General features: G+C 59.2%; 22 protein-coding genes. 17 read left to right on the top strand and 5 right to left on the bottom strand.

Annotated features, from left to right (window positions below):
• Window positions 1–73: 73 nt before the first annotated feature.
• From JYU29_RS10980 to JYU29_RS10965, 4 genes are all read left to right on the top strand, one after another.
• Entirely contained in the window at window positions 74–886 is an 813-nt protein-coding gene (locus JYU29_RS10980) for a taurine ABC transporter ATP-binding protein (protein ID WP_213984830.1), read from the top strand.
• A complete protein-coding gene (locus JYU29_RS10975) occupies window positions 879–1,706 on the top strand; it encodes an ABC transporter permease subunit (RefSeq protein ID WP_213984829.1) in 828 nt (275 codons plus the stop codon). The genes JYU29_RS10980 and JYU29_RS10975 overlap by 8 nt, the downstream gene beginning before the upstream one ends.
• Before the next feature lie 137 nt (window positions 1,707–1,843).
• Complete coding sequence (locus JYU29_RS10970; RefSeq protein ID WP_213984828.1) at window positions 1,844–2,233, top strand: nuclear transport factor 2 family protein; 390 nt, start codon at window positions 1,844–1,846, stop codon at window positions 2,231–2,233.
• A gap of 23 nt (window positions 2,234–2,256) precedes the next feature.
• Window positions 2,257–3,654, top strand: a complete 1,398-nt coding sequence (locus JYU29_RS10965; RefSeq protein ID WP_213985044.1) for an NAD(P)/FAD-dependent oxidoreductase — start codon at window positions 2,257–2,259, stop codon at window positions 3,652–3,654.
• An 18-nt stretch (window positions 3,655–3,672) separates the two neighbouring features.
• Here JYU29_RS10965 and JYU29_RS10960 read toward each other — a convergent pair whose 3' ends face one another.
• Entirely contained in the window at window positions 3,673–4,431 is a 759-nt protein-coding gene (locus JYU29_RS10960) for an IclR family transcriptional regulator (protein ID WP_213984827.1), read from the bottom strand.
• Between the two features lie 152 nt (window positions 4,432–4,583).
• Between JYU29_RS10960 and JYU29_RS10955 the strand changes: the two genes are divergently transcribed.
• From JYU29_RS10955 to pta, 4 genes are all read left to right on the top strand, one after another.
• Window positions 4,584–6,185, top strand: coding sequence for a GMC family oxidoreductase (locus JYU29_RS10955; protein WP_213984826.1), 1,602 nt, complete (start codon window positions 4,584–4,586; stop codon window positions 6,183–6,185).
• A 24-nt stretch (window positions 6,186–6,209) separates the two neighbouring features.
• Window positions 6,210–7,550, top strand: a complete 1,341-nt coding sequence (locus tag JYU29_RS10950) for an MFS transporter (protein ID WP_213984825.1) — start codon at window positions 6,210–6,212, stop codon at window positions 7,548–7,550.
• A 14-nt stretch (window positions 7,551–7,564) separates the two neighbouring features.
• Complete coding sequence (xsc, locus tag JYU29_RS10945) at window positions 7,565–9,340, top strand: sulfoacetaldehyde acetyltransferase (RefSeq protein WP_213984824.1); 1,776 nt, start codon at window positions 7,565–7,567, stop codon at window positions 9,338–9,340.
• Between the two features lie 230 nt (window positions 9,341–9,570).
• Window positions 9,571–10,611, top strand: a complete 1,041-nt coding sequence (pta, locus tag JYU29_RS10940) for a phosphate acetyltransferase (protein ID WP_213984823.1) — start codon at window positions 9,571–9,573, stop codon at window positions 10,609–10,611.
• A 160-nt stretch (window positions 10,612–10,771) separates the two neighbouring features.
• On the opposite strand, the gene JYU29_RS10935 is transcribed toward pta, so the two are convergent.
• Window positions 10,772–11,197: a translation initiation factor 2 gene (locus JYU29_RS10935; RefSeq protein ID WP_213984822.1), complete on the bottom strand. Its 426-nt coding sequence runs from the start codon at window positions 11,195–11,197 to the stop codon at window positions 10,772–10,774.
• Between the two features lie 268 nt (window positions 11,198–11,465).
• Window positions 11,466–12,113: a GntR family transcriptional regulator gene (locus JYU29_RS10930; protein WP_284144923.1), complete on the bottom strand. Its 648-nt coding sequence runs from the start codon at window positions 12,111–12,113 to the stop codon at window positions 11,466–11,468.
• A 206-nt stretch (window positions 12,114–12,319) separates the two neighbouring features.
• On the opposite strand from JYU29_RS10930, the gene JYU29_RS10925 reads away from it, so the two are divergent.
• Genes JYU29_RS10925 through JYU29_RS10895 form a run of 7 tightly spaced genes read left to right on the top strand, consistent with a single transcriptional unit; the run spans window position 12,320 to window position 19,239 of the window.
• Window positions 12,320–13,318, top strand: a complete 999-nt coding sequence (locus JYU29_RS10925) for a Bug family tripartite tricarboxylate transporter substrate binding protein (RefSeq protein WP_213985043.1) — start codon at window positions 12,320–12,322, stop codon at window positions 13,316–13,318.
• 21 nt (window positions 13,319–13,339) lie between these two features.
• Window positions 13,340–13,807, top strand: coding sequence for a tripartite tricarboxylate transporter TctB family protein (locus tag JYU29_RS10920; protein ID WP_213984820.1), 468 nt, complete (start codon window positions 13,340–13,342; stop codon window positions 13,805–13,807).
• Between the two features lie 4 nt (window positions 13,808–13,811).
• Window positions 13,812–15,353: a tripartite tricarboxylate transporter permease gene (locus JYU29_RS10915; protein WP_213984819.1), complete on the top strand. Its 1,542-nt coding sequence runs from the start codon at window positions 13,812–13,814 to the stop codon at window positions 15,351–15,353.
• Window positions 15,354–15,390: 37 nt separating this feature from the next.
• Window positions 15,391–16,254 carry an isocitrate lyase/PEP mutase family protein gene (locus JYU29_RS10910; RefSeq protein ID WP_213984818.1) on the top strand — a complete coding sequence of 288 codons (864 nt, stop codon included), beginning with the start codon at window positions 15,391–15,393 and terminating at the stop codon, window positions 16,252–16,254.
• A gap of 16 nt (window positions 16,255–16,270) precedes the next feature.
• Window positions 16,271–17,683 (top strand): 3-isopropylmalate dehydratase large subunit, encoded by a 1,413-nt coding sequence (leuC, locus tag JYU29_RS10905; RefSeq protein ID WP_213984817.1) that lies wholly within the window; start codon window positions 16,271–16,273, stop codon window positions 17,681–17,683.
• Window positions 17,683–18,306 (top strand): 3-isopropylmalate dehydratase small subunit, encoded by a 624-nt coding sequence (gene leuD / locus JYU29_RS10900; RefSeq protein WP_213984816.1) that lies wholly within the window; start codon window positions 17,683–17,685, stop codon window positions 18,304–18,306. The genes leuC and leuD overlap by 1 nt, the downstream gene beginning before the upstream one ends.
• 3 nt (window positions 18,307–18,309) lie before the next feature.
• Entirely contained in the window at window positions 18,310–19,239 is a 930-nt protein-coding gene (locus tag JYU29_RS10895) for a 3-hydroxyacyl-CoA dehydrogenase (RefSeq protein WP_213984815.1), read from the top strand.
• A 21-nt stretch (window positions 19,240–19,260) separates the two neighbouring features.
• On the opposite strand, the gene JYU29_RS10890 is transcribed toward JYU29_RS10895, so the two are convergent.
• Complete coding sequence (locus JYU29_RS10890; RefSeq protein ID WP_213984814.1) at window positions 19,261–20,013, bottom strand: SDR family NAD(P)-dependent oxidoreductase; 753 nt, start codon at window positions 20,011–20,013, stop codon at window positions 19,261–19,263.
• Window positions 20,010–21,320, bottom strand: a complete 1,311-nt coding sequence (gene hisD / locus JYU29_RS10885; RefSeq protein ID WP_213984813.1) for a histidinol dehydrogenase — start codon at window positions 21,318–21,320, stop codon at window positions 20,010–20,012. Before hisD ends, JYU29_RS10890 begins: the two co-directional genes overlap by 4 nt.
• Window positions 21,321–21,416: 96 nt before the next feature.
• Here hisD and JYU29_RS10880 point away from each other — a divergent pair, with 96 nt between their 5' ends.
• Window positions 21,417–22,397, top strand: a complete 981-nt coding sequence (locus JYU29_RS10880) for a LacI family DNA-binding transcriptional regulator (RefSeq protein ID WP_213984812.1) — start codon at window positions 21,417–21,419, stop codon at window positions 22,395–22,397.
• 174 nt (window positions 22,398–22,571) lie between these two features.
• On the top strand, window positions 22,572–23,561 hold the full coding sequence (locus JYU29_RS10875; protein WP_213984811.1) for a TRAP transporter substrate-binding protein: 990 nt from the start codon (window positions 22,572–22,574) through the stop codon (window positions 23,559–23,561).
• The last annotated feature ends 58 nt before the right edge of the window (window positions 23,562–23,619 follow it).

The raw sequence follows: 23,619 nt of genomic DNA, 5'->3' as shown, positions 1-23,619 counted from the left end.
GAGTGCGCTGGCCGGTCTTCAGCGGCCAGCGACGCCGCTCGCTTCCACGTCGCATCTTGCAGAAGGCCGCTTTATGGAAAGTCTCAAGATCAGCAATGTCAGCCTCACCTATCCGGGGCTTTATACCGACCAGGCTGTGATGGCGCTGACGGGCGTCGATCTGCAGGTCGAAAAGGGCGACTTCGTGGTGGCGCTGGGTGCGTCTGGTTGCGGCAAGACCACCTTGCTCAACCTGATGGCCGGTTTCATGGCACCCTCTAGCGGCGAGATCATGCTGGGCGACCGTCACGTAACGGGTCCGGGCGCCGATCGCGGCGTTGTTTTCCAGAAACATGCGCTCCTTCCGTGGCTCAATGTGATGGAGAACACGGAGTTTGGGCTGAAGCTGCGCGGCGTCGACAAGGCGGAACGCCGTAAGCGCGCGGCAGAGAACCTAGCCTTGGTGGGGCTACAGGACTTCCACCGTCATATGATCTACCACCTTTCGGGGGGCATGCAGCAGCGCGTCGGCATTGCCCGAGCGCTAACCTCCGACCCCGCCATGCTTCTGATGGACGAGCCAATGGCAGCGCTCGATGCGCTGACGCGCGAAACCATCCAAGAACTGCTTTTGAAGGTCTGGAGCGTCACCGATAAGATGTTCTTCTTCATCACGCACAGCGTGGAAGAAGCGTTGTTTCTCGGTTCGCGGCTCATCGTCATGTCGCCCCGACCAGGCCGCATCACTCACACTTACGAGCTCGATTTCAATCGCCGCTTCCTTGAGGGAGGAAACGCACGTGCCATTAAATCCAGCCCTGACTTCATCAATATGCGCGAGCAGATCCTTGGCATCATCTACGGCGATGAGCGGCAAACCGGCAATCCGGAGTACCTCCATGCTTGAGGGAGTAAACCGGGCCCGCGCCGTCAAACCCGGCAAGATCTATGGCGCGCCGGGAGAAGGCTCAAGCGGTCTAATCAGCTTGGCTACAGCACTCGTGCTCTTGGCGCTTTGGGTGCTCGTGACCGAGATGAACTGGGTACGACCGCTTTTCCTACCGTCGCCTTTCACGGTCTGGGAAACGTTCCTGACCGCGATCACCGAAGGGGCATCCAATTCAACGCTGTTGGAACACATTCTGGCAAGCCTTGCCCGCGTTTTTTGCGCCTTCTTTCTGGCGCTGATAACCGCGGTGCCAATCGGCATCTTGATGGGCGTGAATCGGGTTGTACGCGGCCTGTTCGACCCGATCATCGAATTCTACCGGCCGTTGCCGCCGCTCGCTTATCTGCCGTTGATCATCATCTGGTTGGGCATCGACGAGTTTCCAAAGGTCTTTCTGATCTATCTCGCGATCTTCGCACCACTGGCGATCGCTGCCCGAGCAGGCGTGCGCTCGGTGTCGACCGAACAGGTGCACGCAGCCTATGCCATGGGGGCGACACGTAGCCAGGTGATTACCCATGTGATCCTGAAGGCGGCCTTGCCGGAAATCTTTACCGGCATGCGGATCGGAATTGGTGTCGGCTGGACCACGCTGGTCGCCGCCGAGATGGTTGCCGCTCATCGCGGCTTGGGCTTCATGGTTCTTAACGCTGCAGAATACCTGGCAAGCGAGACAGTCATTATGGGCATCATCGTTATCGGCGTCTTCGCTTTCACCTTTGATCTGATGATCCGCTACCTCGAGAAGATGCTCATCCCCTGGAAGGGCAAAGTTTGATGAGCATGCCGCACCAAACCGCACCCTCAAGCTGACTCCAGTCGATCACTTAAAGCGTCAACGAACGCCGCTCTCCACGGCACCGGCGGAGCCATGCCTCAAGTCGGTCACCGCCACACATACAAAGGAACTCCGATATGACCATCCGCAGCGCCAAGGACCTTGCAGATCTGTTTGATGCCTTCAACCGGCATGACATCGACGGGATCATGCGCTTCTTCCATGACGACTGCGTTTTCAACGCAATCGGCGGGTCCGAAGTCCATGGCACCCGCTTCGAGGGTCGTGATGCCATCGCAAAAGCTTTTTCCAACGTGTGGACGGCGATGCCGGACGCGCAGTGGGCCGATCATACTCATTTTCTAGCGGAGAACCGTGGCGTGTCCGAATGGACCTTTAGAGGCACGGCAGCGGACGGCAGCCGCGTGGATGCACAGGGCTGCGATCTGTTTACGCTGTTGGATGGCCGTATCGTGCGCAAACAGGCCTTCCGCAAGAACCGTCCCGTCATTTCGGCTGCGGCATGATTGTTCGAGGGGGAGAAACGAACATGGATCATACGATAACCACGGCGAGGACGAGGCTGCCTTTCGATCCGGTCTATGATCCGCTGCGCTCTCCAGGTCCCGGCCAAGGAAAGGATTATGCGCCAACCTACTGGATCGCCACCGCTGGGCCGGAACCCGAGGATGATGGCCCAATCACATCCGATATGGATGTAGACGTCGCTATCATCGGCTCCGGATATACCGGCTTGTCTTGCGCCATTCATCTCGCTCGCGACCACGGTATCAAGGCCACCGTCATTGAGGCCAATGGCGTGGCCTGGGGCTGCTCGACACGCAATGGCGGGCAGGCGCAAATCTCGGCTGGCCGCTTGAAACGTTCGCAGTGGATCGAACGCTGGGGCGTTGATACCGCGAAGAAGTTGCATGTCGAGCTCGTCGAAGCTTTCGACCTATTCCGTGATCTGATCCGTTCGCCTGAGATTGACTGCGAACCACAGGACGGTGGCCACCTCTATATTGCACATCGTGAGAAGGTCCTGCCGACCCTCGCCAGCGAGGTTAGGCTGCTCAATGACGTGTTCGGCTATGGCGCCCGCATGATGAGCCGTGATGAGGTCCATGCTGATTATGTCCGTGACGCTGAAGCCGTTGGTGCCCTTTACGAGCCGGACGGCGTGAGCATCCATGCAGGCAAGCTTGCCTTCGGCTACTTGCGACTTGCCCGCAAGCTCGGCGCTACCGTGCATACAGCCAGCCCTGTGATGCGCTGCGTACAAGACGGCGACGGCTTTCGTCTGGAAACGCCAGGTGGAACAGTGAGGGCGCGCGCCGTTTGCTTTGCAACCGCCGGGTATACGTCAGCGAACCTTCACCCACTGGTGCGCCATAAGCTGATGCCGATCCTGTCCAATTCGGTCGTAACGCGGCCGCTTACGGGAAGCGAGCTCGACGCTTTGAACTTTCGCACCAGGATTCCACTCACAGATACAAGGACCTTGCGACACTATTATCGTCTGCTGCCGGACAATCGCGTGCAGATTGGCAGCCGCAGTGCAATCACAGGGCGAGACGCCGTTAATCCCAGACATTACGATCTCCTGCTGGCCGGTCTGCATCGAAAGTTCCCGATACTTCGCGAAGTTGCCATCGATTATTCCTGGTGGGGCTGGGTCGATGTCAGTCACGACATGATGCCGCGCATCTTCCAACCGGAACGATCTCAGCAGCTTTTCTACGCTATGGGTTATGGCGGCAATGGGGTAATGTATTCGGCGCAGGCCGGACGGCGCATGGCACAGCTGGTCGCTGGCAAAGGCGGTGAATTGGATCTCCCGATCTTCACCTCGCCTCTGACAGACCATGGCATGCTGACGCCGTTTCGCCGTCTTGGCCAATGGGGAATGTACCGCTGGTATAACCTCAAGGACGAAGTGTTCTGAGCTGTGGCTGCCGCATGCTCAAAAGGTTTGCGAGAGCTTGCGCGCCGCCACCTGCAGGGTCGGAACGTAGCGACGCGCTAGGTCCAGCGACATACGTGGCGTTGGCGCGTGGCAGGCCAACGAGGCTACCACCCGGCCGTTACGATCAAGAACCGGCACTGCGATTGCCATAAGCCCTACGATAAACTCTTCCAGGTCCAGACTGAACCCGTCGCACAGGATCTTTGCGAATTCGACGTCCAGCGCATCGCGCATGGTTATGGTGGCCGGTGTATACGCGTCGAGCTGGATAGAGGCGAGAAGCCTTTCGCGGCTTTGTTCGTCCATATGGGCCAGCAGCAGCTTTCCGCTTGCCGTACAATGCAGTGGCACATGCGAGCCGGGCTCCAGATGTACGCGCAACGGCCAGTTGGATTCTGCGCGTGCCAGATAAATGGCCTCCGTGCCGTTCCTCGTTACGAAGTTGCAGGTTTCGCCTGTCGCATCCACGACTTGGCGCAGGATTGCATGGCGTTGGGTGCTGACGCCTTCACCGACAATGTTGAGCCCCATTTTGATCAATCGGGGGCCGGCCGAATAATGCCGCCGGTCTGGCTCGCGGAACAAGAATGCTTCTCGCACCAGCCGCTGGCACAGGCGGTGCAGCGTGGCTTTAGGTAGTCCGCTTGTTACTTCCAATTCGCCGAGTGTCACCGGCTTTGCAGCAAGCGCGATAGCCTCAATCAAGTTAAGGCTGCGCGAAATTGCAGACACCCCAGTATCAGATTGATCTTTCACCTGATCTTCTCACTCAGCGGGATTTTTTTGGAGCATTCGACCTTTAACGGCAATCTGTTAGGAAATAATCTCATTCACTGAGACTTATCAAGCGGAAAAATTTGACGATTGCTTCTTGCAAATGGCCTCTTGTTAATCGGGAGGAACTGCAAGTGAACGAAGTGCAATATGACTTCATTGTCATTGGCGCTGGTTCCGCTGGCTGCGCGGTTGCCGCGCGGCTGACGGAAAACGGCAAACATCGCGTTGCATTGATTGAAGCCGGTCCAAAGGACACCAGCCCGTGGATTCATCTCCCGCTCGGCTACGGCAAGACGATGTGGGACGAGCGCATCAATTGGAAGCTATACACGCAGCCGGATCCCAATATGGGAGGCCGTCGCATTTACTGGCCGCGAGGCAAGGTGCTCGGCGGCTCTTCCGCCATCAACGGCCTGATCGCCATTCGCGGGCAGGCGGCAGACTATGACGACTGGGCGAGACAATGCGGCGAAGGCTGGAGCTACCGCTCCGTGCTGCCATACTTCAAGCGTTCCGAGACTTTCCACGATACGCGCGCTCCAGAATATCATGGCGCAAACGGTCCCATCAGCGTCAACCCTATACGCCAGACGCATCCGCTGATTGACGCCTTCATCGCTTCGGCCGAGGCGATCGGCATTCCACGCAATGACGACTTCAACGGGCCAAACCAGGAAGGTGCGGGCTACTACCATTTGACTACCCGGAACGGCCTGCGCAGCAGTGCTGCAGTTGGCTATCTGCGGGAAGCTCGCAGGCGGAAGAATCTCGACGTTCTAACCGACGCTCAGGTGACTCGCATTCGTTTCGACGGTCGCCGCGCACTCGGGATCGATTATGAGCGAAATGGCCAATCTACCGCTTTGATCGCCCGCCGCGGCGTGATCCTGAGTGCGGGCGCCGTGCATACGCCGCAGCTGCTGATGCTTTCCGGTGTAGGACCTGCTGAGCAGCTGGCGGAACATGGCATTCCAGTGCTGATAGATCTGAAAGGCGTCGGTGCCAATCTTCAGGATCATCTGCAGTTTCGGTTGATCTTTCGCTGCAACCGGCCGGTTAGCACCAATGATCAACTGAACAGCCTTTTGGGCAAAGCTCGGATTGGCCTGCAATGGTTGTTGAAGCGCAGCGGTCCGTTGGCTGTGGGCATTAATCAAGGTGGCCTTTTTACCGCTGTTACGCCTGGCGCGAACCGACCAGATGTTCAGTTCCATGTCGCGACCCTTTCGGCAGATATGGCTGGCGGCAAGGTGCACGACTTTTCGGGTTTCACGATGTCGGTGTGCCAGTTGCGGCCCGAAAGTACCGGAACGATCCGGCTGGCCTCGGCTGACCCGAGGGCGTCACCTGTTATCTCCCCCAATTACCTCGACGCTGAACTCGACCGGCGCATGGCGGTAGCTGCAATCCGTTTGGCACGGCGCATCGCTTCAACTGAACCGTTGCGCGGCATCGTCGATGCCGAAGTGCTGCCCGGAGCAGAGGCACAGGACGACGCCGCTATTCTCGACTTCGCGCGCAACAACGGCGCAACGATCTTCCATCCGACCAGCACCTGCCGGATGGGAGCCGGCGACGATGCCGGCGCGGTGGTTGATCCTGACCTGAAGGTGCGGGGGCTGGAGGGCCTCTGGATCGCCGACTGTTCGGTGATGCCGCGCATCGTGTCGGGAAACACCAATCTGCCTGCGATCATGATCGGGGAGAAACTGTCTGATCACCTTTTGAAATGAACCGACGACATTGGGAGGAGAACCATGTTGAACCAAGCAGATATCGAGAAGGAACGGGAAGTCCGGCGCGTTGTCATGGCGTCGCTGATCGGCGCCACGATCGAGTGGTATGACTTCTTTCTTTACGGCGTCATCGCCGGCATCGTCTTCAACCAGCTGTATTTCCCGGCAAGTGATCCGCTGGTTTCGATCGTCTTGGCCTATGCGACCTTTGCGGTCGGCTTCCTGGCACGCCCGCTGGGTGGCATCATCTTCGGGCACTTCGGTGATAAGCTCGGCCGCAAGCAAATGCTGGTCATGACAATTCTGATCATGGGTGTCGCGACCGTCTTGATCGGCCTGCTTCCGACTTATGCTCAAATTGGCGTGGCAGCACCTATCCTTCTGCTCATCCTGCGTGTTGCCCAAGGTATTGGCATTGGTGGCGAATGGGGCGGGGCTGTGCTCATGGCTTATGAGTTCGCGCCCGAACACAAGCGCGGTTATTATGCGTCCATACCACAGATCGGTCTGGCAATCGGGCTTTGCCTGTCATCCGGCGTGGTAGCGCTGCTGAGCATGATGTCGGATGAAGCCTTCATGGCTTGGGGCTGGCGCGCCGCCTTCGTCGGCTCGATCGTGCTGATCGCGGTTGGCCTCTATATTCGTCTAAAGATTGATGAGACGCCTGACTTCGTTGCAGTCAAGCAGGAACAGGAAGAAGTCAAAATCCCGTTCGTGGAGCTCATCCGCACATCACCGAAGAATATCCTTCTTGGCATGGGCGCTCGCTATATCGACGGCGTCTTCTTCAATGTCTTCGCCGTGTTTTCAATCTTGTACCTGTCGAAATACGTCCAGATCGAGCGAACCACGGCATTGGTGCTGGTATGTATGGCTGCTCTTTTGATGATCGGGACCATTCCCATTTTTGGGGCACTATCCGACCGCTGGGGTCGGCCAAAGACCTATGCGATCGGCAGCTTCCTTTTGGCGCTAGCGACGTTTCCGGCCTTTATGATGATGGGTAGTGGCAATCTGGTGTGGGTGGCTGCCGGCCTCATCATCCCCTTCGGCATCCTTTATCCTATGTGCTATGGGCCTGAAGCGGCGCTGTTTTCGGACCTCTTTCAGGCTCGCATCCGCTATACCGGCATCTCCTTCGTTTATCAGTTTTCCGGCATTTTCGCGAGCGGCATCACGCCGATCATCGCGACCTACCTGCTGGACTTCGGCGACGGCGAACCCTGGCTGCTGGCTGGGTATGTCGTCTTCGCAGCGCTGATTTCGATGGTGTCGGCCTTTCTGATCCGGCCGGTCAATCATGAACAGCGGATACCTACCCAGCACTCGCCACTACGCCCTTCAACCGTCCCTCTCAACTGAGAACGAGAACCAACATGAAGATGACCACGGAAGAAGCCTTTGTCAAAGTCCTGCAGATGCATGGCATTGAGCACGCCTTCGGCATAATCGGGTCGGCGATGATGCCTGTTTCGGATCTGTTTCCAAAAGCAGGCATCAGCTTCTGGGACTGCGCGCATGAAACCAACGCCGGCATGATGGCGGATGGCTTCACCCGCGCGACCGGCACGATGGCGATGGCGATCGGGCAGAACGGACCAGGCGTAACGGGCTTCATTACCGCAATGAAGACTGCCTACTGGAACCACACACCGCTCCTGATGGTCACGCCGCAGGCTGCCAATAAGACGATCGGGCAGGGCGGCTTCCAGGAAGTCGATCAAATGGCGATGTTTGAGGAGATGGTGTGTTACCAAGAGGAGGTGCGCGACGCTACGCGCATCGCCGAGGTGCTGAACCGGGTGATCGAAAAGGCATGGCGTGGGAGTGCGCCTGCCCAAATCAATATTCCGCGGGACTTCTGGACGCAGGTGGTTGACATAGATCTGCCAGGCATTGTGCGTTTTGAACGCCCTTCTGGCGGTCCCCAGGCAATAGCGGAAGCTGCCAAGCTGCTGTCCGGCGCCAAGTTCCCGGTAATCTTGAACGGCGCGGGCGTGGTGATTGGCAATGCCATTCCCCAATCGATGGCGTTAGCGGAGCGTTTAGATGCGCCAGTCTGCTGCGGTTATCAGCACAATGACGCTTTCCCCGGTACGCATCCGTTGGCCGTCGGTCCGCTGGGTTATAACGGTTCCAAGGCCGCTATGGAATTGATCGCACAGGCAGACGTGGTGCTGGCGCTCGGCACACGCCTCAACCCGTTTTCGACGCTGCCCGGCTATGGCATCGATTATTGGCCCAAGGATGCCGCGATCATCCAGGTTGATATGAACGCAGACCGCATCGGCCTGACCAAGAAGGTAAGTGTCGGCATCTGTGGCGATGCCGGGCAGGTGGCGAGCCAAATTCTCGAGCAACTCGCGCCCGATGCCGGTGATAGCGGTCGTGAAGAACGCAAGGCATTAATTCATCGTACGCGCTCGGCCTGGCTGCAGTTCCTTTCCTCGCTTGATCACGAGGACGATGATCCTGGTACCGAGTGGAACGAGGGAGCTCGACAGCGCGAGCCCAACCGCATGTCTCCGCGCCAAGCCTGGCGCGCCATTCAGGCGGCCCTGCCGCGCGACGCCATTATCTCCACGGATATCGGAAACAATTGCGCCATCGGCAATGCCTATCCGAGCTTCGACAAAGGCCGGAAGTATCTGGCGCCTGGCATGTTTGGCCCCTGTGGGTATGGGTTCCCGGCGATCGTCGGTGCCAAGATTGGTTGTCCAGATGTACCGGTAGTCGGTTTTGCCGGTGATGGTGCCTTTGGCATTTCAATGAACGAAATGGGCGCCATCGGTCGCAAGAACTGGCCTTCCATCACCATGGTGATCTTCCGCAACTACCAGTGGGGTGCTGAAAAGCGCAACACGACGTTGTGGTACGACAACAACTTCGTTGGCACCGAACTCAACCCCAACCTGAGTTACGCCAAGGTTGCGGAAGGATGTGGCCTCAAGGGTGTCCAGGTCAGCTCGAGCCAGGAGCTATCGGCGGCGCTGATGCAGGCTGTCCAGGATCAGATGGACGGCCAAACCACCTTTATTGAGGTCGTGCTCAACCAGGAACTAGGCGAGCCTTTCCGCCGCGACGCGATGAAGAAGCCTGTTCCAGTGGCCGGTATCGAGGCTGCCGACATGCGCCCGCAGCAGCGTGCCTGATGCATGTGCGTCCGGGCTCTCGGCCCGGGCGCTTTTCACATCGGCGTGCATCTAAAAGCGTTTCAGGATGCATTCGCCTTTGGAGGGCTGCGTGACAGCGTAGCGCTCATGCGCAGCAAATATTGCGAGCCCTTTTGATGGAGAAGCGGTGATGGGGGTGCTCACCATCACCGGACCATCTTCACCAGCCTTTTGAACTAAGCCGTCGCTTCTTATCTAGGACATGCTTGATGAAACCGCTTGACCAACTGCTCGCGACGGCCAAAGCCACTCCGCGCCACGTGGTGCTTTCTGAAGGCGAGGATCCCCGCATTGTGGAGGCAGCTGTACAGGCTTCCCGCGACGGAATTGCGCGCCTGACCCTGATCGGCGATGCCGCAAAGGTATACGACGCCCTGAAGGCAGCGGGTGACGATAGTGGCATGATCATGGTGGAAGATCCGACCACTTCATCGATCAGCAGTCAGCTAGCTGATGCCTACCATGCACATCGCAAGAGCAAAGGCGTGGATGCGCAGGCTGCCGAAAGTGCCGTTCGTTCGCCCCTAGTTTTCGCCGCCATGATGGTTCGGGAAGGCTTTGCCGATGGAACCGTTGGTGGTGCCACCAACACGACGTCTGAAACGGTCAGAACAGCGCTGCAGACGATCGGCCGCGCGCCAGGCGTGCGGCTCGTTTCCTCGTTTTTCCTGATGATGCTGTGTGAGCCGCACCATAAAAAGAAGGGTGTCTTCGTGTTTGCCGATTGTGGGTTGGTGGTGGAGCCATACGCGCAGGAACTTGCCGAAATTGCCGTAATGTCGGCAATCTCGTTCAGCGCTTTGACGGGCCGAGTTTCTAAGGTTGCAATGCTGTCATTTTCCAGCGCCGGCAGCGCTATTCATGAATGCGTCTCAAAGGTTGCAGAGGCAACGAAGCTAGCGAAAACAGCAGCGCCACATCTCATCATAGATGGCGAGCTGCAGTTTGATGCAGCTTTCGTTGAGGCGGTCAGCAACTCCAAAGCGCCGGACTCGGTGTTGCATGGGGAGGCAAACGTATTTGTATTCCCTAACCTAGATGCCGCCAACATTGGCTACAAGATCGCACAGCGGATCGGTGGTGCAGAGGCCATCGGACCGATATTGCAAGGGCTAGCTAAACCAGCCAACGACCTGTCACGTGGCTGTAAAGTCAGCGACATCTATCACATGATTGCGGTCACTTCTGTGCAAGCTAGTCTTGGTGAGAAGCAGTTGTTAAACGAAAGCTCTTCTTGCGCAGCTTTGTGAACGTTAGGTAGTTGAAAGATAGGTCTTGTCTCGATGGCAGAGGAAAAGATTACCAGTCTCTAATCTCGTTTGAGATACGTCAGTAACGCTTGGGCTGCACCGGCGGAGGTATCCTGCGTATGCAAATTGGTGTTGTCGCTGCTACTCGCAAACCTGGCAACTAGAAAGCCGGTACCATGGCGGGGGAAACGGCTGGCGGCTGGCTGGCTTCGGGTGCGAGGATGATGTGGGCGGGGTTGGGGTGATGATCGAGGGCGGCGCCCGTGGAGGAATCGATGGCCGTGCCGACAAAGCCGGTGGCCATCATGTTGGACGCCACCGCAGCGCGACCGATGTTGCTTGGCTTCGTGCCGATGAAAACACTGTTCGGGTGGTAGCCGGGCTTGTCTGCAAAGGCGGTGAAGTCGGCTTTTCTGCTGACCTGGAATGTGCAGGGTGAGGCGGGGCAGGTGTGTCCGAGCGAGGTCCTGATTGCTGCGCCTGCGGGTTCGGTGGTGATGGTCACCGGCTCGGTTGTTCCCCGAAGCGCCGATGCGCAGCCGCTGATGATCACAGCGCTCGCTGCAACGGTGATCAAAGCCTTCATTTGCATTCCTTGAAGATGTGGACGCGTTTGCGTCTAGCTGGGTGGCAAACGCGGGGAGCACTCCATCCGCTGCCGGCCATGGACGATCATTTTACGAGCAGGCGTGAACGGACGATTTGCTAAAGAACTGATTACGCTTTCGCTGCTTCCAACCTTGAGTGATTGCGTTTGTTGTTCTCAACACCGAAAGCAGCCGGAACTGAGGCGGGCAGCCGGGCCAGGAGCTGGCCGATGAGCTGTCCGCTCGATCCTGAACAATCCTTTGCGGTCAGCTGACGTCGTTCGTACCGGGCTTCCGTTCCCGAAACATGCCGGCTGCGGTGAGGATGTGGGTGCGCATGACGGAATAGGCGAGAAGGTCGTCGTTCGTTCGGAGGGCACGTAGAAGGACGCGATGATCACTGTTGCTGCGACGAACCTCATCAGGATCGAAGTGATTGAAGGTCATGGTCAGTACGGCGAGATCCATCAACTGGGTCGCCGTTCGTTCGGCGTGGATGAGTGCTGAGATCTGCAAAATTCGAACGTGAAGCTGGCGGTTCAACTCGCTTCTGGAGTGTCGAGCGTCTGTGTCCACGTCCGTGTTCGTCTGCTCCATGCGATCACACAAGACCGAAAGCTCGTCGACCTCTTCCGCTGTGATGCGCTTTGCAGCATGGGCTGCGGCTTGCGCTTCGATATCGGCGCGAATGACGAAGCTGGAATAGAGTTCCTCGAAGTTCCATGGCCGCACGATCGCGCCTACATGCGGCTTCAGCTCGATGAATCCATCCGCGGCGAGATTGCGCAGGGCCTCACGCACCGGTGTGCGGCTAACACCGAGCTCGGCAGCAAGCGTCATCTCGCCCAAACGATTATTCGGCATATAACGACCAGATAGTATGCAATCACGAATGTGGGAGTAGACGCGCTGCATGGCCGTGGAATGGATGCTTTTGCCTGAGATCATCATTTCTGCCTGCATTTAAAAGCGTTAGAGCCGCCGCCCGTGACATCGCTCGAACATGAAAATTTTTCAAACCCATTTTAAATGTTTGACCTATTGTATGCAATTCTGTCTTTCTAGATCCGGCGGTGTGGAGGCATCGCTCCATCACGACGGGATTCACCAGGGAGGAAGACATGCAGTTCGATCGTCGTACATTCATGAAGATCGCAGGTGCAGCGCCGCTGGCTGTCGGGCTTGGCTCGCTGCCAGCCTGGGCGCAGGAAACCTATCCGCACAACAAGCTGACACTGCTGGTGCCGTTCGACGCCGGCGGTTCCGCGGATCGTCTCGCGCGTGCCATCGCGCAGTTTCTGCCGGCTGAGCTCGGCGATACGCCTGTCACCGTGGTCAACCGCTCCGGTGGCTCTGGCGCGCTTGGTTTCACCTGGTTCTCACGCCAGAAGGACGATGGCTCCATGGCCATGGTCGCGCCGATCAATCCCTACCTCATTTCGGCAGTCCTGCGCGGGCAAGGCAATCTGAAGTGGGATGACTTCCACCACATCAATGGGCAGTGGCAGGACTATTACGTCGTTCTCGTCAATAAGGCGCAGCCTTACGAGACTATGGAGGCTTTGCTTAACGACATCCGCGATAATCCCGGCAAAGTCAGCTGTGCCATCATCCCAGGCGATGGCGGCCACCTTTCGGCAGTCATCATGCTGGAAAAGCTCGGTATTCCGAAGGAAAACGTCAACTGGGTCACCTATGACGGTGGCGGGCCGATGCGCACTGCGATCGCTGGCGATCAGGCGACGATGACCTTTATCTCGGCCCTCGGCAGCAATGTCATCGCCGATCAGGTGCGGCCTCTTGCCGTTTACCGCGAAGAGCGTGACGACGCGCGCTGGCCTGCGCCCACGATCAACGAAGCACTGAAGCCACTCAACATCGAAGTGCCGGTGCTGGCAGCCGACCTGCGCTGCCTGAGCGTCCAGCAGTCCTTCGTGGATAAGCATCCAGATGTCTACGAGAAGCTGGTGGCCGCTTATCGGCGCATGCTCGAGCGACCTGATTTCCTCAAGTTTGCCGCCGAGGGGCAAATTGGAGCCGACTGGATGGGTCCGGAAGCAACAGCCGCATCGCTGAAGAACAGCTACGAGATCTTCGAGCAGTACCTGCCTCAGCTCTAACGCCAGGACAGGATCAACGCGATGAACATCACCCTTAACAGGGCAGGTCATCTTGGCCTGCTCCTCGTCTTTGGCGCATTCGTCATCTGGTTCGCACACAATGCCTGGATGGCCAGTTCGACGGTGATCAACATGCTTCTGATCGGGCCGACGGCGCTGCTTGCCATCTGCCTGATCGGATCGATTGCGGTCGGTCTCGTCATCCATCCCGAACGAGATGCCGATCACTCCGAAGACGACGGTGATGGATCGCTGCGCCAGAGGTTCGGCGTGCCGATCGGCTGCGCTGCGCTGGCGCTTTATGTGCTCAGCCTAGGGACGATCGGTTACGACATCGCCGGCGTGCTGTTTTGTGCCGCGACGATGCTGCTGATGGGCCGGCGGAATCTGCTGGTCATCGCGCTCTACTCGCTTCTCGTCGGCTTCGGTCCCGTTTGGATCCTGCAGCACCCGATGGGGATCCCGGTTTATTCGCTGATCGTGGAGTAGACGGATGTTCGATTTCCCCGCGGTCCTTGACGCCTTTTCCTCGCTGTTTTCCATGCCGATGGCCTGGTTTCTGGTGCCGCTCGGTATCTTCATAGGACTGATTTTCGGCGCCATCCCCGGCCTGTCCGTCCCGATCGCCATGGCGATTTTCCTGCCCATGACGCTCTATATGGATTTCCTGGAATCCATTCTTTTCCTGACGGCGATCTTTACCGGCGGCGGGTTTGGTGGGTCCATTCCGGCCATCTTAATGAACGTGCCCGGTACCTCGGCGGCCATTGCGACCTGCTTCGACGGCTATCCGATGGCCAAACAGGGAAAGCATAACCGCGCTCTTGGATTGGCGCTGAGCGCATCCACGCTCGGCACGGCTTTCGGCTATCTGATGCTGTTCGTTATTCTGGAGCCCTTGTCGCATGTGGTTCTGAAGCTTGGACCTTCCGAACTCTTCCTTGTTGCGGTTGTGGGTCTGCTCTTGATCGGCCTGATGACGGAAGGGCGTTTCTGGAGAGCAATCACGGCCGGTTCGCTCGGTGTGTTGCTCGCATTGATCGGGATGAGCTCAGCCGGCACCGAACGCGGCACCTTCGGCTCGCTTTATCTCCTCGATGGGGTCGACACCAACGCTGCCATGATCGGGCTGTTCGCCGCATCGGAGCTCTTCCTGCTCGTGAAAAGCGATTATTTGGTGCAGGACCGAGAAAGCCGCAGCGTCAGCACGCGGGAGATCATCAGCGGCTTCTTTGCTATCGGCAGCAATTATCGCACGCTGTTTCGCGGCTCGGTGCTCGGGGCCGGTCTGGGCGTCATTCCCGGCTTGGGATCATCGATCGCCAATCTCGTTTCCTACAGCCTGACCAAGCGGTTCTCGAAAGACCCTGACAGCTTCGGCAAGGGCAACCCGGATGGCGTTGTTGCTGCTGAATCCGCCAACTCCTCGTCGGAAGGCGGCTCGATGGTGGGACTGCTCGCGCTGGGCATCCCGTCGAGTGCGGCAACCGCGATCATGCTCAGTGCATTTTCCATGCACAACATCACGGGCGGGCCGCGTTTCATTTCGGACCAGAAGGATGTCGTCTACGCAATCATCGCCGGCAACCTTATCCAGGCGATCATTCTCGCCGTCATCGGCATCCTCTTCATCCGCTTCATCGTTTATATCGTGCGTGTGCCGCTGGCCTTTCTTCTGCCGCCGATCGTCATCTGTACGGCGCTTGGATCCTACGCCCTGACGACGAGCATCAGTGGCCCCGTGACGCTCGTGGTGTTCTCCGTTCTCGGCGTGCTGATGAAGCGCTACGGCTATTCCGTCGTCGCCATGGTCATCGGCCTTTTGCTGGGCTTGATGATGGAGGGCAATCTTGTCCGCACATGGCAACTCGGCGGTGGCAGTCTTTCCCCGATCATCGAGCGTCCGATTTCCATCGCCATTCTGGTGCTCATCGTGCTGTCGCTCAGTGGAGCCTTCTATAGCTCCTGGAAGCGCCGCCAGGATCGTGCCTCATCCGCTCTGACGAACGAGGATCCTGCCAGCCGCCACGGCTGACGCTGTTCCTCGCTCAATTTTTCAAAGGAGAAACTCCATGTCCGATCCCAGACTAAAGAAGGCAATTTCTGACGGTGACTTTGTGGTTGCCCCCGGTGTGTTCGATCTCATCTCGGCGCTGATGGCCAATTCGATGGACTTCAAGGCGCTTTATGTGACCGGCTACGGAACAGTTGCGTCTTATCTCGGCATTCCCGATGCAGGCATTGCGACCTATCGCGACATGCTCGAGCGCATCGCGCAGATTTGCAAACGCACGGAAAAGCCGATCATCGCCGATGCGGATACCGGCTATGGCGGGTTGTTGAACGTGCGCACAACCGTGCAAGGTTACGAAGCAGCCGGCGTAACTGCGATCCAAATCGAGGATCAGGAGTTTCCGAAGAAGTGCGGCCATACACCGTTTCGCCGGGTGATCCCCATCGGCGACATGCAGCGCAAGATCGAAGTGGCCGTAAAGGCTCGTAAGTCCGACGATTTTCTTGTGATCGCGCGAACCGACAGCCGCACATCGCTTGGTATCGACGAGGCGATCAAGCGCGGTCAGGCGTATCGCGACGCTGGGGCGGACGTCATCTTCGTTGAATCGCCTGAAAGCGAGCAGGAGATGATCGATGCGGCCAACGCCATCAAGGCACCGATGTTCGCCAACATGGTCAATGGCGGCCGCACGCCGCTTCTTTCCGCCGAAAGGCTGAAGGAGATGCGCTACGCAATCGCCATCCATCCCGCGATCGGCTTTCTGGCAGTGACGCGGGCGCTGGAAAAAGCCTATGGCGATCTGCTCGCCAAGGGCATGACCAGCAGCGACATCGATCTTTATTCCTTCGCCGACATGAACAAGCTGTTGGGTTTTGAGGACGTCTGGTCATTCGAGAAGGAATGGGCGGAAGCGGTCTGAGACGGGAGACAGCCAGATGACTAAGCCCCGCACCCTCTACGAGAAGCTTTGGGACAGCCACGTCGTCCGTTATCTGACGGACGATACGGCGCTGCTTTATGTCGATCGCCACTTGCTGCACGAGGTCTCGACGCCGCAGTCTTTCGTGGCGCTCGACAAGCGAGGCTGTGGGGTTCATCGGCCATTGGCAAATCTTGCCGTGCCGGATCATGCCATTCCGACCCGTCATCGTGATCGCCCGATCGCCGATCCGCAGGCGAGGGCACAGATGGCGAAACTGGTCGAGAATGTGGAGCGCTACGGCATTCCCTTCATTCCCCTGAATGATATCCGGCAGGGCATCGTTCATGTAATGGGGCCGGAACAAGGGTTTACACTGCCCGGCATGACGCTCGCCTGCGGCGACAGCCATACATCAACGCATGGAGCGTTCGGCACGCTTGCCTTCGGAGTCGGTGCATCCGAATGCGGGATCGTCATGGCTGCCCAGGCGCTGGTTCAGCGCAAGTCGCGCACCATGGCCGTTCGTATCGAGGGGACCTTGTCAGCGGGCGTCAGCGCTAAGGATGTGGCGCTCGCCTTCATTGGCAAGGTCGGCGTCAACGGAGCTGCCGGCCACGCGATTGAATATCTGGGACCGGCTGTTAGCGGCTTCTCGATGGAAGCGCGCATGACGCTCTGCAACATGGCGATCGAAGCGGGAGCCCGGGTGGCGCTGGTGGCGCCTGACGATACTACCTTTAATTGGCTGAAGGGGCGCCCGATGGCGCCTGAGGGCGATCTCTGGGATCAGGCGGTTTCCTATTGGAGAAGCCTGCCTACCGACGAGGGCGCCGTGTTTGACCGGGAGGTCTTGCTGAACGCCGACGAGATTGCTCCGCATGTGACCTGGGGCACATCGCCGGAAGATACGATCGCCATCGATCAGATGGTGCCCGATCCGGAGATGATAGAGGACGAACAGAAGCGTGCCCGATTGAAACGCGCGCTTACCTATATGGGGCTGACGGCGAGCACGCCGATTGCCGGCACGCCGGTCGACATGGTCTTCATCGGTTCCTGTACCAACGGGCGTTTGGTGGATCTGGAAGCGGCTGCTGAAATCGTAAAAGGCCGCAAGGTCTCGCCAAATGTGCAGGCGCTCGTCGTGCCGGGATCGGGGCTGGTGAAACAAGCAGCGGAGGAGAAGGGGCTCGATCGCATCTTCATCGACGCCGGCTTTGAATGGCGCGAAGCGGGCTGTTCCATGTGCGTGGCGATGAACGAAGACCGGTTGAAGCCCGGACAGCGCTGCGCTTCGACCTCCAACCGCAATTTCGAAGGTCGTCAGGGACGCGGTGGGCGCACCCATCTTCTGTCACCGGCAATGGCGGCCGCTGCGGCAATTACCGGGACGCTGACCGACATACGCAAGCTGGAGGCGATGTGATGAGCGAGCCATTGATCCATGTAACCTCGCAGGCCATTTCGCTGCCCGATCCCAATGTCGATACGGACATCATCTTCCCGGCGCGCTTTCTCCTGAAGATCGATCGTGACGGGATGGCCGAATGCCTGTTCCACGACCGGCGCTTCGATGCTGCGGGCGTGGAGCAACCGGCCTTTCCGTTCAACCGGGACGACCGCCAGGCGGCGAAGTTTTTGGTGGCGGGGCCTGGTTTCGGCTGCGGATCGTCTCGCGAACAGGCCGTGTGGGCGCTGACCGATTGGGGGATCCGGGTCGTGATTGCGCCGGACTTCGGGGACATCTTTTCCGGCAATGCGGCCAAGAACGGGCTGTTGTTGATCCGCATGGAAGCGAGCCGTGTGGCTGAGCTTGCGGTCAAGGCGGAGAGGGGAGCGATGTTCTCGGTCGACATACCGGGTCGTTCGTTTACCGTGGACCATGAGGAGATCTGTCGGCTCGATCTTGGCGAGGAGACCGCCGAAGCCTTCATTGAAGGGTGGGAAGAGATCGACGTGATCCTCAATCGCGAGCGGGAGCATGTGGCAGCCTTCGAGGCGGAGCATCGCGCCCGCCAACCATGGCTGTTTCAGGCGAGCGAGGGATAAACATTGAGGAATGAAGTCGAAACGGTTGCCGTGGTCGGTGCCGGCCTTGTGGGGCAGGGCTGGGCAATCGTCTTCGCGCGGGCGGGGAAAGATGTTGTCGTTTTCGACGCCCGTGACAATGCCGAGGCGGTCATCCGGCCGCAGATCGAAAGAGCTGTTGCCGATCTGGCTGAGGGCGGGCTTTGCCGTGATGCAGAGGCGATCCTGTCGCGGATACGCTTTGCGGTTGATCTGGAAGAGGCCGTGTCGGGTTGCGACTATGTGCAGGAATCCGCTTTCGAGCGGATCGACGTGAAGCGCGAGGTGAGCCACGCCATCGACGCCTTTTTGCCCGCTCATGCGTTTGTGGGCAGTTCAACGTCAGGCTTTCCGGGCTCTGCCTTCTATGAAGGTTGCGAGAACCGTCAGCGCATGATGGTGGTTCATCCGGTCAACCCGCCGCATCTCGTGCCGTTGGTCGAGATCGTTCCGACATCCTGGACCGCGCCTGATCAGGCCGTTCGGGCGCGGCAGTTGATGGAGGAGGTGGGGCAGTCGGCGGTGTCGCTGTCGCGCGAAATCCCGGGCTTCGTGCTGAATCGCCTGCAGGGGGCTCTGCTCGACGAAGCCTTCGCGCTCTACGCCGAGGGCTATGCGACGGCGGAAGATATCGACCGCACGGTCCGGGATGGGCTTGGTTTGCGTTGGGCCTTTATGGGGCCTTTCGAGACGATCGATCTCAATGCGCCGAACGGGCTCGCCGATTACGCGGAGCGCCTTGGACCGATGTATTCGGGGTTTGCCGAACAGCGCAAGGCCGATCGTGACTGGAGCGCTGAGGCGATCGCGGGGGCGCATGCGGAACGCCGGGAGGTTCTTCCGGCGGACAAGATCGATGCGCGCCGCTCCTGGCGCGACGAGATGCTGATGCGGATCGTCAAGGCGAAGCAATAGAGCCAGAGATGCGACGGCGGATCAGTCCGCCGTCCAGCCGCCGTCGAGCATGAGGGCGGAGCCGGTCATCAGCGAAGATGCTTCGCACGCCAGGAAGATCGCCGCGCCGACGATGTCGGATGGCTGGCCGAGGCGGCCGAGCTTGATCTTTTCCAGCGTCTTACGGCGGAACTCTTCATTTTCGAGGAAAGGGGCCGTCATTGGCGTTCCGATGAAGGTGGGACAAATCGTGTTGACGCGGATGCCGTGCGAGCCGAGTTCCACGGCAAGCGCTTTGGTGAAGCCTTCCAGCGCCCATTTGGAGCCGCAATAAAGCGTCCGGTTGGCAGCGCCCACATGGCCCATCTGCGAGGACATGTTGATGATCGAGCCTTTGATGCCGTTTGCGAGCATCATGGACGAAACCGCCTGCGCGGCGAAGATCGCTGCCTTGACGTTGAGATCGAAGACGGCGTCGTAATCGGCTTCGGTCACTTCGCAGAGCGGCTTCGGGCGATTGGTGCCGGCATTGTTGACGAAGATATCGAAGGGCGCTTGCCGTTCGATCTGCGTGCGGAAGCCAGCGATGTCCGTGACATCGGCGACCATTGGAACGGCCTTCAGCCCTTTCGCTGCGATTTGACTGCAGGCGGCTTCGATCTCGGTCTGGGAGCGGGCGCAGAGTGTGACGTCCGCACCCGCTTCGGCCAGACCTTGCGCGATCGCGCGGCCGATGCCACGGCCGGCGCCGGTGACCAGCGCACGCTTGCCCGTCAGGTCGAACAACGCGCTCATTCGGCTGCGACGCCATAAGGCACGTTCTGGCCGCCATAGCGGCGCACGCGGAGATTGGCCTGTTCGGCGTGACCGACAAAGCCTTCCAGCATGCAAAGGCGCGAGCAATAGGCACCGATCTCGGCGGCGGCCGCGTCGGTCGTTACCCGCTGATAGGAGTGGGTCTTCAGGAACTTACCGACCCATAGACCGCCGGTATAGCGGCCTGCCTTCTTCGTCGGCAGGGTGTGATTGGTGCCGATCACCTTGTCGCCATTGGCGACATTGGTGCGGGGCCCGAGGAAGAGCGCGCCATAGGAGTGCATGTTGTCGAGGAACCAGTCGTCGCGATCGGTCATGACCTGGACGTGCTCGGAGGCGATGTCATTAGCGACGTCGAGCATGTCCTCATAGGTGTCGCAGAGAATGACCTCGCCATAGTCGCGCCAGGAGATGGAGGCGGTTTCCGTTGTGGGCAGGATCTTCAGGATGCGGTCGATTTCCTCGAGTGTCGCCTTGGCGAGCTTTTCCGAATTGGTGACGAGGACGGCGGGCGAATTGTAGCCGTGTTCGGCCTGACCCAGAAGGTCGGTCGCACACATTTCGGCGTCCACCGTCTCGTCGGCAATCACCATCGTTTCCGTGGGACCGGCAAAGAGATCGATGCCGACGCGACCATAGAGCTGGCGCTTGGCTTCGGCGACGAAAGCATTGCCAGGGCCGACGAGCATGTCCACCGGCTGGATCGTTTCGGTGCCGAGCGCCATCGCGCCGATCGCCTGGATGCCGCCGAGAACATAGATTTCATGGGCGCCGCCGAGATGCATGGCCGCGACGATGGCCGGATGCGGGACGCCCTTCTGCGCCGGGGCTGCGGCCGCAATGCGCGGTACGCCGGCGACGGAGGCCGTCAGCACCGACATATGGGCCGATGCCACCATCGGGAACTTTCCGCCCGGCACATAGCAGCCGACCGACTGGACCGGGATATTGCGATGGCCGAGGAAGACGCCCGGCAAGGTTTCGACCTCGATATCGGTCATCGACGCGCGCTGCGCTTCGGCGAACTTACGGATCTGCGCCTGGGCGAACTTGATATCTTCCATGTCGCGGGCAGAGACCTTGCTCATCGCCGCCTCGATTTCCGACTCAGTCAGGCGGAAGGACGGAGGCGAGAAATTGTCGAACTTCTCCGACAGCTCTCGCACCGCGGCGTCGCCGCGCGTTTCGATATCCTTGAGCGTGATTTCAACGAGGGAGCGAACCTTAGCGTCGTCTTCTGCGCGCTCTGAGGCTGCTTTTCCTTGCTTGAGATATCGAACTGTCATGGATGAACCCTCCCTTTCCTGGCGAGAGGGTAATGTGCTAGCGAAAGTGAATGCAAGTTTTCATCCGTTCTTGCAAAAATTTCACGGGAGCGTGATTTGAAGCCGACGGCCAAGCAGGTGGCGCATGAGGCGGGTGTTTCGATCTCCGCCGTTTCGCGCGCCTTCTCTCCTGGTTCTTCGATCGACCCTGGCAAGAAACAGCGCATTCTCAGGGTCGCGGCACAACTTGGCTATGTCAGCCCGGCGCGGCGTACGGCGGAGGTTCTTTCCGCAGGCACCGTGACGCTGGTGGCGGGTGATCTCGCCAATCCGTTTTATCCGCTGGTTCTCGATACGCTGGCCAAGGCGTTGCAGGCGATCGGCCGCCAGTTGCTGGTTTATACGATCCCGCCCGGAACAGATATGGACCAGCTGACGCCACAGATCCTGGCAGCGCGACCCAATGCGCTGGTTGTCACGTCGGCCAGCCTGACTTCCGGAATGGCGCAGGCTTGCCGGCAGCATGGGATCAGAGTCGTGCTGCTCAACCGGATCCAGCGCGATGTGCGCGTCAATGCGGTGGCCTGTGACAATCATGCCGGCGGACGCGACGCCGCAACCTTTCTCATCGCGCGTGAGCGGCGGCGCATCGGGTTCATCGGCGGCATTGCCGATACCTCCACGCATCGCGATCGCATCGCAGGGTTTCGCGAAACGCTGCAGGAGGGTGGGCAGGCGATCTTTGCCGAGAGGTCGGGTGGCTATACCTATCGCGGCGGATACACGGCGGCGCAGGCGATGCTGAGCGGCAGGCAGCGCCCGGACGCGCTGTTTTGCTGCAACGACATCATGGCGCTGGCAGCCATCGATGCGGCACGCGAAATGGGCTTATCCACGCCTGACGATCTGTCCATCATCGGCTTCGACGACATACCCATGGCGGGGTGGACGTCCTATCGCCTGACCACGATCCGCCAGCCGATCACGCGCATGATCAACGAGGTCGTCGGCCTGATCGAGGCGGGCGCGACAGTGCCGGTCGACGAGACGACCACCAGCATCCTTCCGGGCAAGCTGATGATCCGCGGCAGCGCCTGAGGCGCGTTTCCAGCGGTCACGGCTCACGGATTATTTTCCACCGATCGCAAAAAGAACCTTGACGAGCCGACCAGAATTGACGTGTTCTATGCACACGTTTGCGCATACTGAGCGACGAAAAGGCGGGAGGGCCGGTTCGTTTGATCAGCGCGAAAAAACGAACGGGAGGAGCATATGCAATTCAGAGCCCTGGCCGCTTTTTGCGCGGCCGTCCTCGTTGTTTCAGGACAGGCGTTCGCAGCCGAACGCACCTTGCGTGTCGCAACGAGCGTTCCTCACAACCACTATCTCACCAAGGTCATCAAAGAGTTCGCCGATAACGTGTCGAAGCGCACGAATGGCGAGATCGCATTCGAATATTACGATTCCGGCTCGCTGGTCAGCGACCAGCACATGGATGAAGCCGTCGCGAACGGAACGATCGATATCGGCATCGCATCGGCTTCTATTCTTGCTGGGACGGTTCCGGCGCTGAACGTCTTTGCCGTGCCCTTCTTTTTCGACACACGCGAAAAGCTCGACCGGGCCGTTCTTCCCGGTGCGCCGATCCGGACCATGCTCGACAACCGGATCAACGAAACCGGTTCACGCGCCCTGTTCTGGATCCCTTACGGCTTCATCACGATGATCACGCGCGACCGGGAGGTTCATACGCCCGACGACATGATCGGGCTGAAGATCCGCACGTTTGGCTCGACGGTCAGCCAGTTCGTGGAAGCCGTTGGAGCATCGCCTGTCGTGACCAGCGGCGGCGAACAGTTCCTGGCGCTTCAGCGCGGCATCGTCGATGGCGGTCTGACGGGATGGCCCTCGGTCGCCGAGCGTCGTTTGTTCGAAGTGTCCAAATATGTGATCGCGACTGACCACATGTATGAGACCCATTTCGCGCTGATGAGCCAGAAGACGCTGGATGACATGCCGACCGAGCTTCGGACGATCTTCAGCGAGGAGGCCGCCAAGCTTGAATTGGTGCTGATGGACAGGATCTTCGATGCCACCAAGCAAACGCGCGATGTTCTTTCGGCAAAGATGCAGATCGTAGACCTCTCGCCGGAAGAGGTCGCAGCCTGGAAGGCCAAGACCGCACCGGTTGCGGAGGACTTCTACCAAAACGGCAATGCGCTAGCGCGCTCCGTGTTCGAGGAAGCGCAGAAGCTGCAGTAAGCGGTTCACCTGCGCCGAGCTGCCGGGTAGCGGCAGGCAAAACCGGCCAATCACCACA

Source organism: Tianweitania aestuarii, from assembly GCF_018457165.1.
Taxonomy (GTDB): Bacteria; Pseudomonadota; Alphaproteobacteria; order Rhizobiales; family Rhizobiaceae; genus Tianweitania; species Tianweitania aestuarii.
This window is presented reverse-complemented; position numbering and strand designations above follow the sequence as displayed.

Bases quoted from the DNA above. Each gene is read 5' to 3' on its own strand.
- leuC (WP_213984817.1), top strand. From the start codon at position 16,271: ATGACTAAGCCCCGCACCCTCTACGAGAAGCTTTGGGACAGCCACGTC.
- JYU29_RS10920 (WP_213984820.1), top strand. From the start codon at position 13,340: ATGAACATCACCCTTAACAGGGCAGGTCATCTTGGCCTGCTCCTCGTC.
- JYU29_RS10925 (WP_213985043.1), top strand. From the start codon at position 12,320: ATGCAGTTCGATCGTCGTACATTCATGAAGATCGCAGGTGCAGCGCCG.
- JYU29_RS10975 (WP_213984829.1), top strand. From the start codon at position 879: ATGCTTGAGGGAGTAAACCGGGCCCGCGCCGTCAAACCCGGCAAGATC.
- JYU29_RS10935 (WP_213984822.1), bottom strand. From the start codon at position 11,197: ATGAAGGCTTTGATCACCGTTGCAGCGAGCGCTGTGATCATCAGCGGC.
- hisD (WP_213984813.1), bottom strand. From the start codon at position 21,320: ATGACAGTTCGATATCTCAAGCAAGGAAAAGCAGCCTCAGAGCGCGCA.
- xsc (WP_213984824.1), top strand. From the start codon at position 7,565: ATGAAGATGACCACGGAAGAAGCCTTTGTCAAAGTCCTGCAGATGCAT.
- JYU29_RS10915 (WP_213984819.1), top strand. From the start codon at position 13,812: ATGTTCGATTTCCCCGCGGTCCTTGACGCCTTTTCCTCGCTGTTTTCC.
- JYU29_RS10965 (WP_213985044.1), top strand. From the start codon at position 2,257: ATGGATCATACGATAACCACGGCGAGGACGAGGCTGCCTTTCGATCCG.
- pta (WP_213984823.1), top strand. From the start codon at position 9,571: ATGAAACCGCTTGACCAACTGCTCGCGACGGCCAAAGCCACTCCGCGC.
- JYU29_RS10930 (WP_284144923.1), bottom strand. From the start codon at position 12,113: ATGCAGCGCGTCTACTCCCACATTCGTGATTGCATACTATCTGGTCGT.
- JYU29_RS10910 (WP_213984818.1), top strand. From the start codon at position 15,391: ATGTCCGATCCCAGACTAAAGAAGGCAATTTCTGACGGTGACTTTGTG.
- JYU29_RS10970 (WP_213984828.1), top strand. From the start codon at position 1,844: ATGACCATCCGCAGCGCCAAGGACCTTGCAGATCTGTTTGATGCCTTC.
- JYU29_RS10875 (WP_213984811.1), top strand. From the start codon at position 22,572: ATGCAATTCAGAGCCCTGGCCGCTTTTTGCGCGGCCGTCCTCGTTGTT.
- JYU29_RS10980 (WP_213984830.1), top strand. From the start codon at position 74: ATGGAAAGTCTCAAGATCAGCAATGTCAGCCTCACCTATCCGGGGCTT.
- JYU29_RS10890 (WP_213984814.1), bottom strand. From the start codon at position 20,013: ATGAGCGCGTTGTTCGACCTGACGGGCAAGCGTGCGCTGGTCACCGGC.
- leuD (WP_213984816.1), top strand. From the start codon at position 17,683: ATGAGCGAGCCATTGATCCATGTAACCTCGCAGGCCATTTCGCTGCCC.
- JYU29_RS10950 (WP_213984825.1), top strand. From the start codon at position 6,210: ATGTTGAACCAAGCAGATATCGAGAAGGAACGGGAAGTCCGGCGCGTT.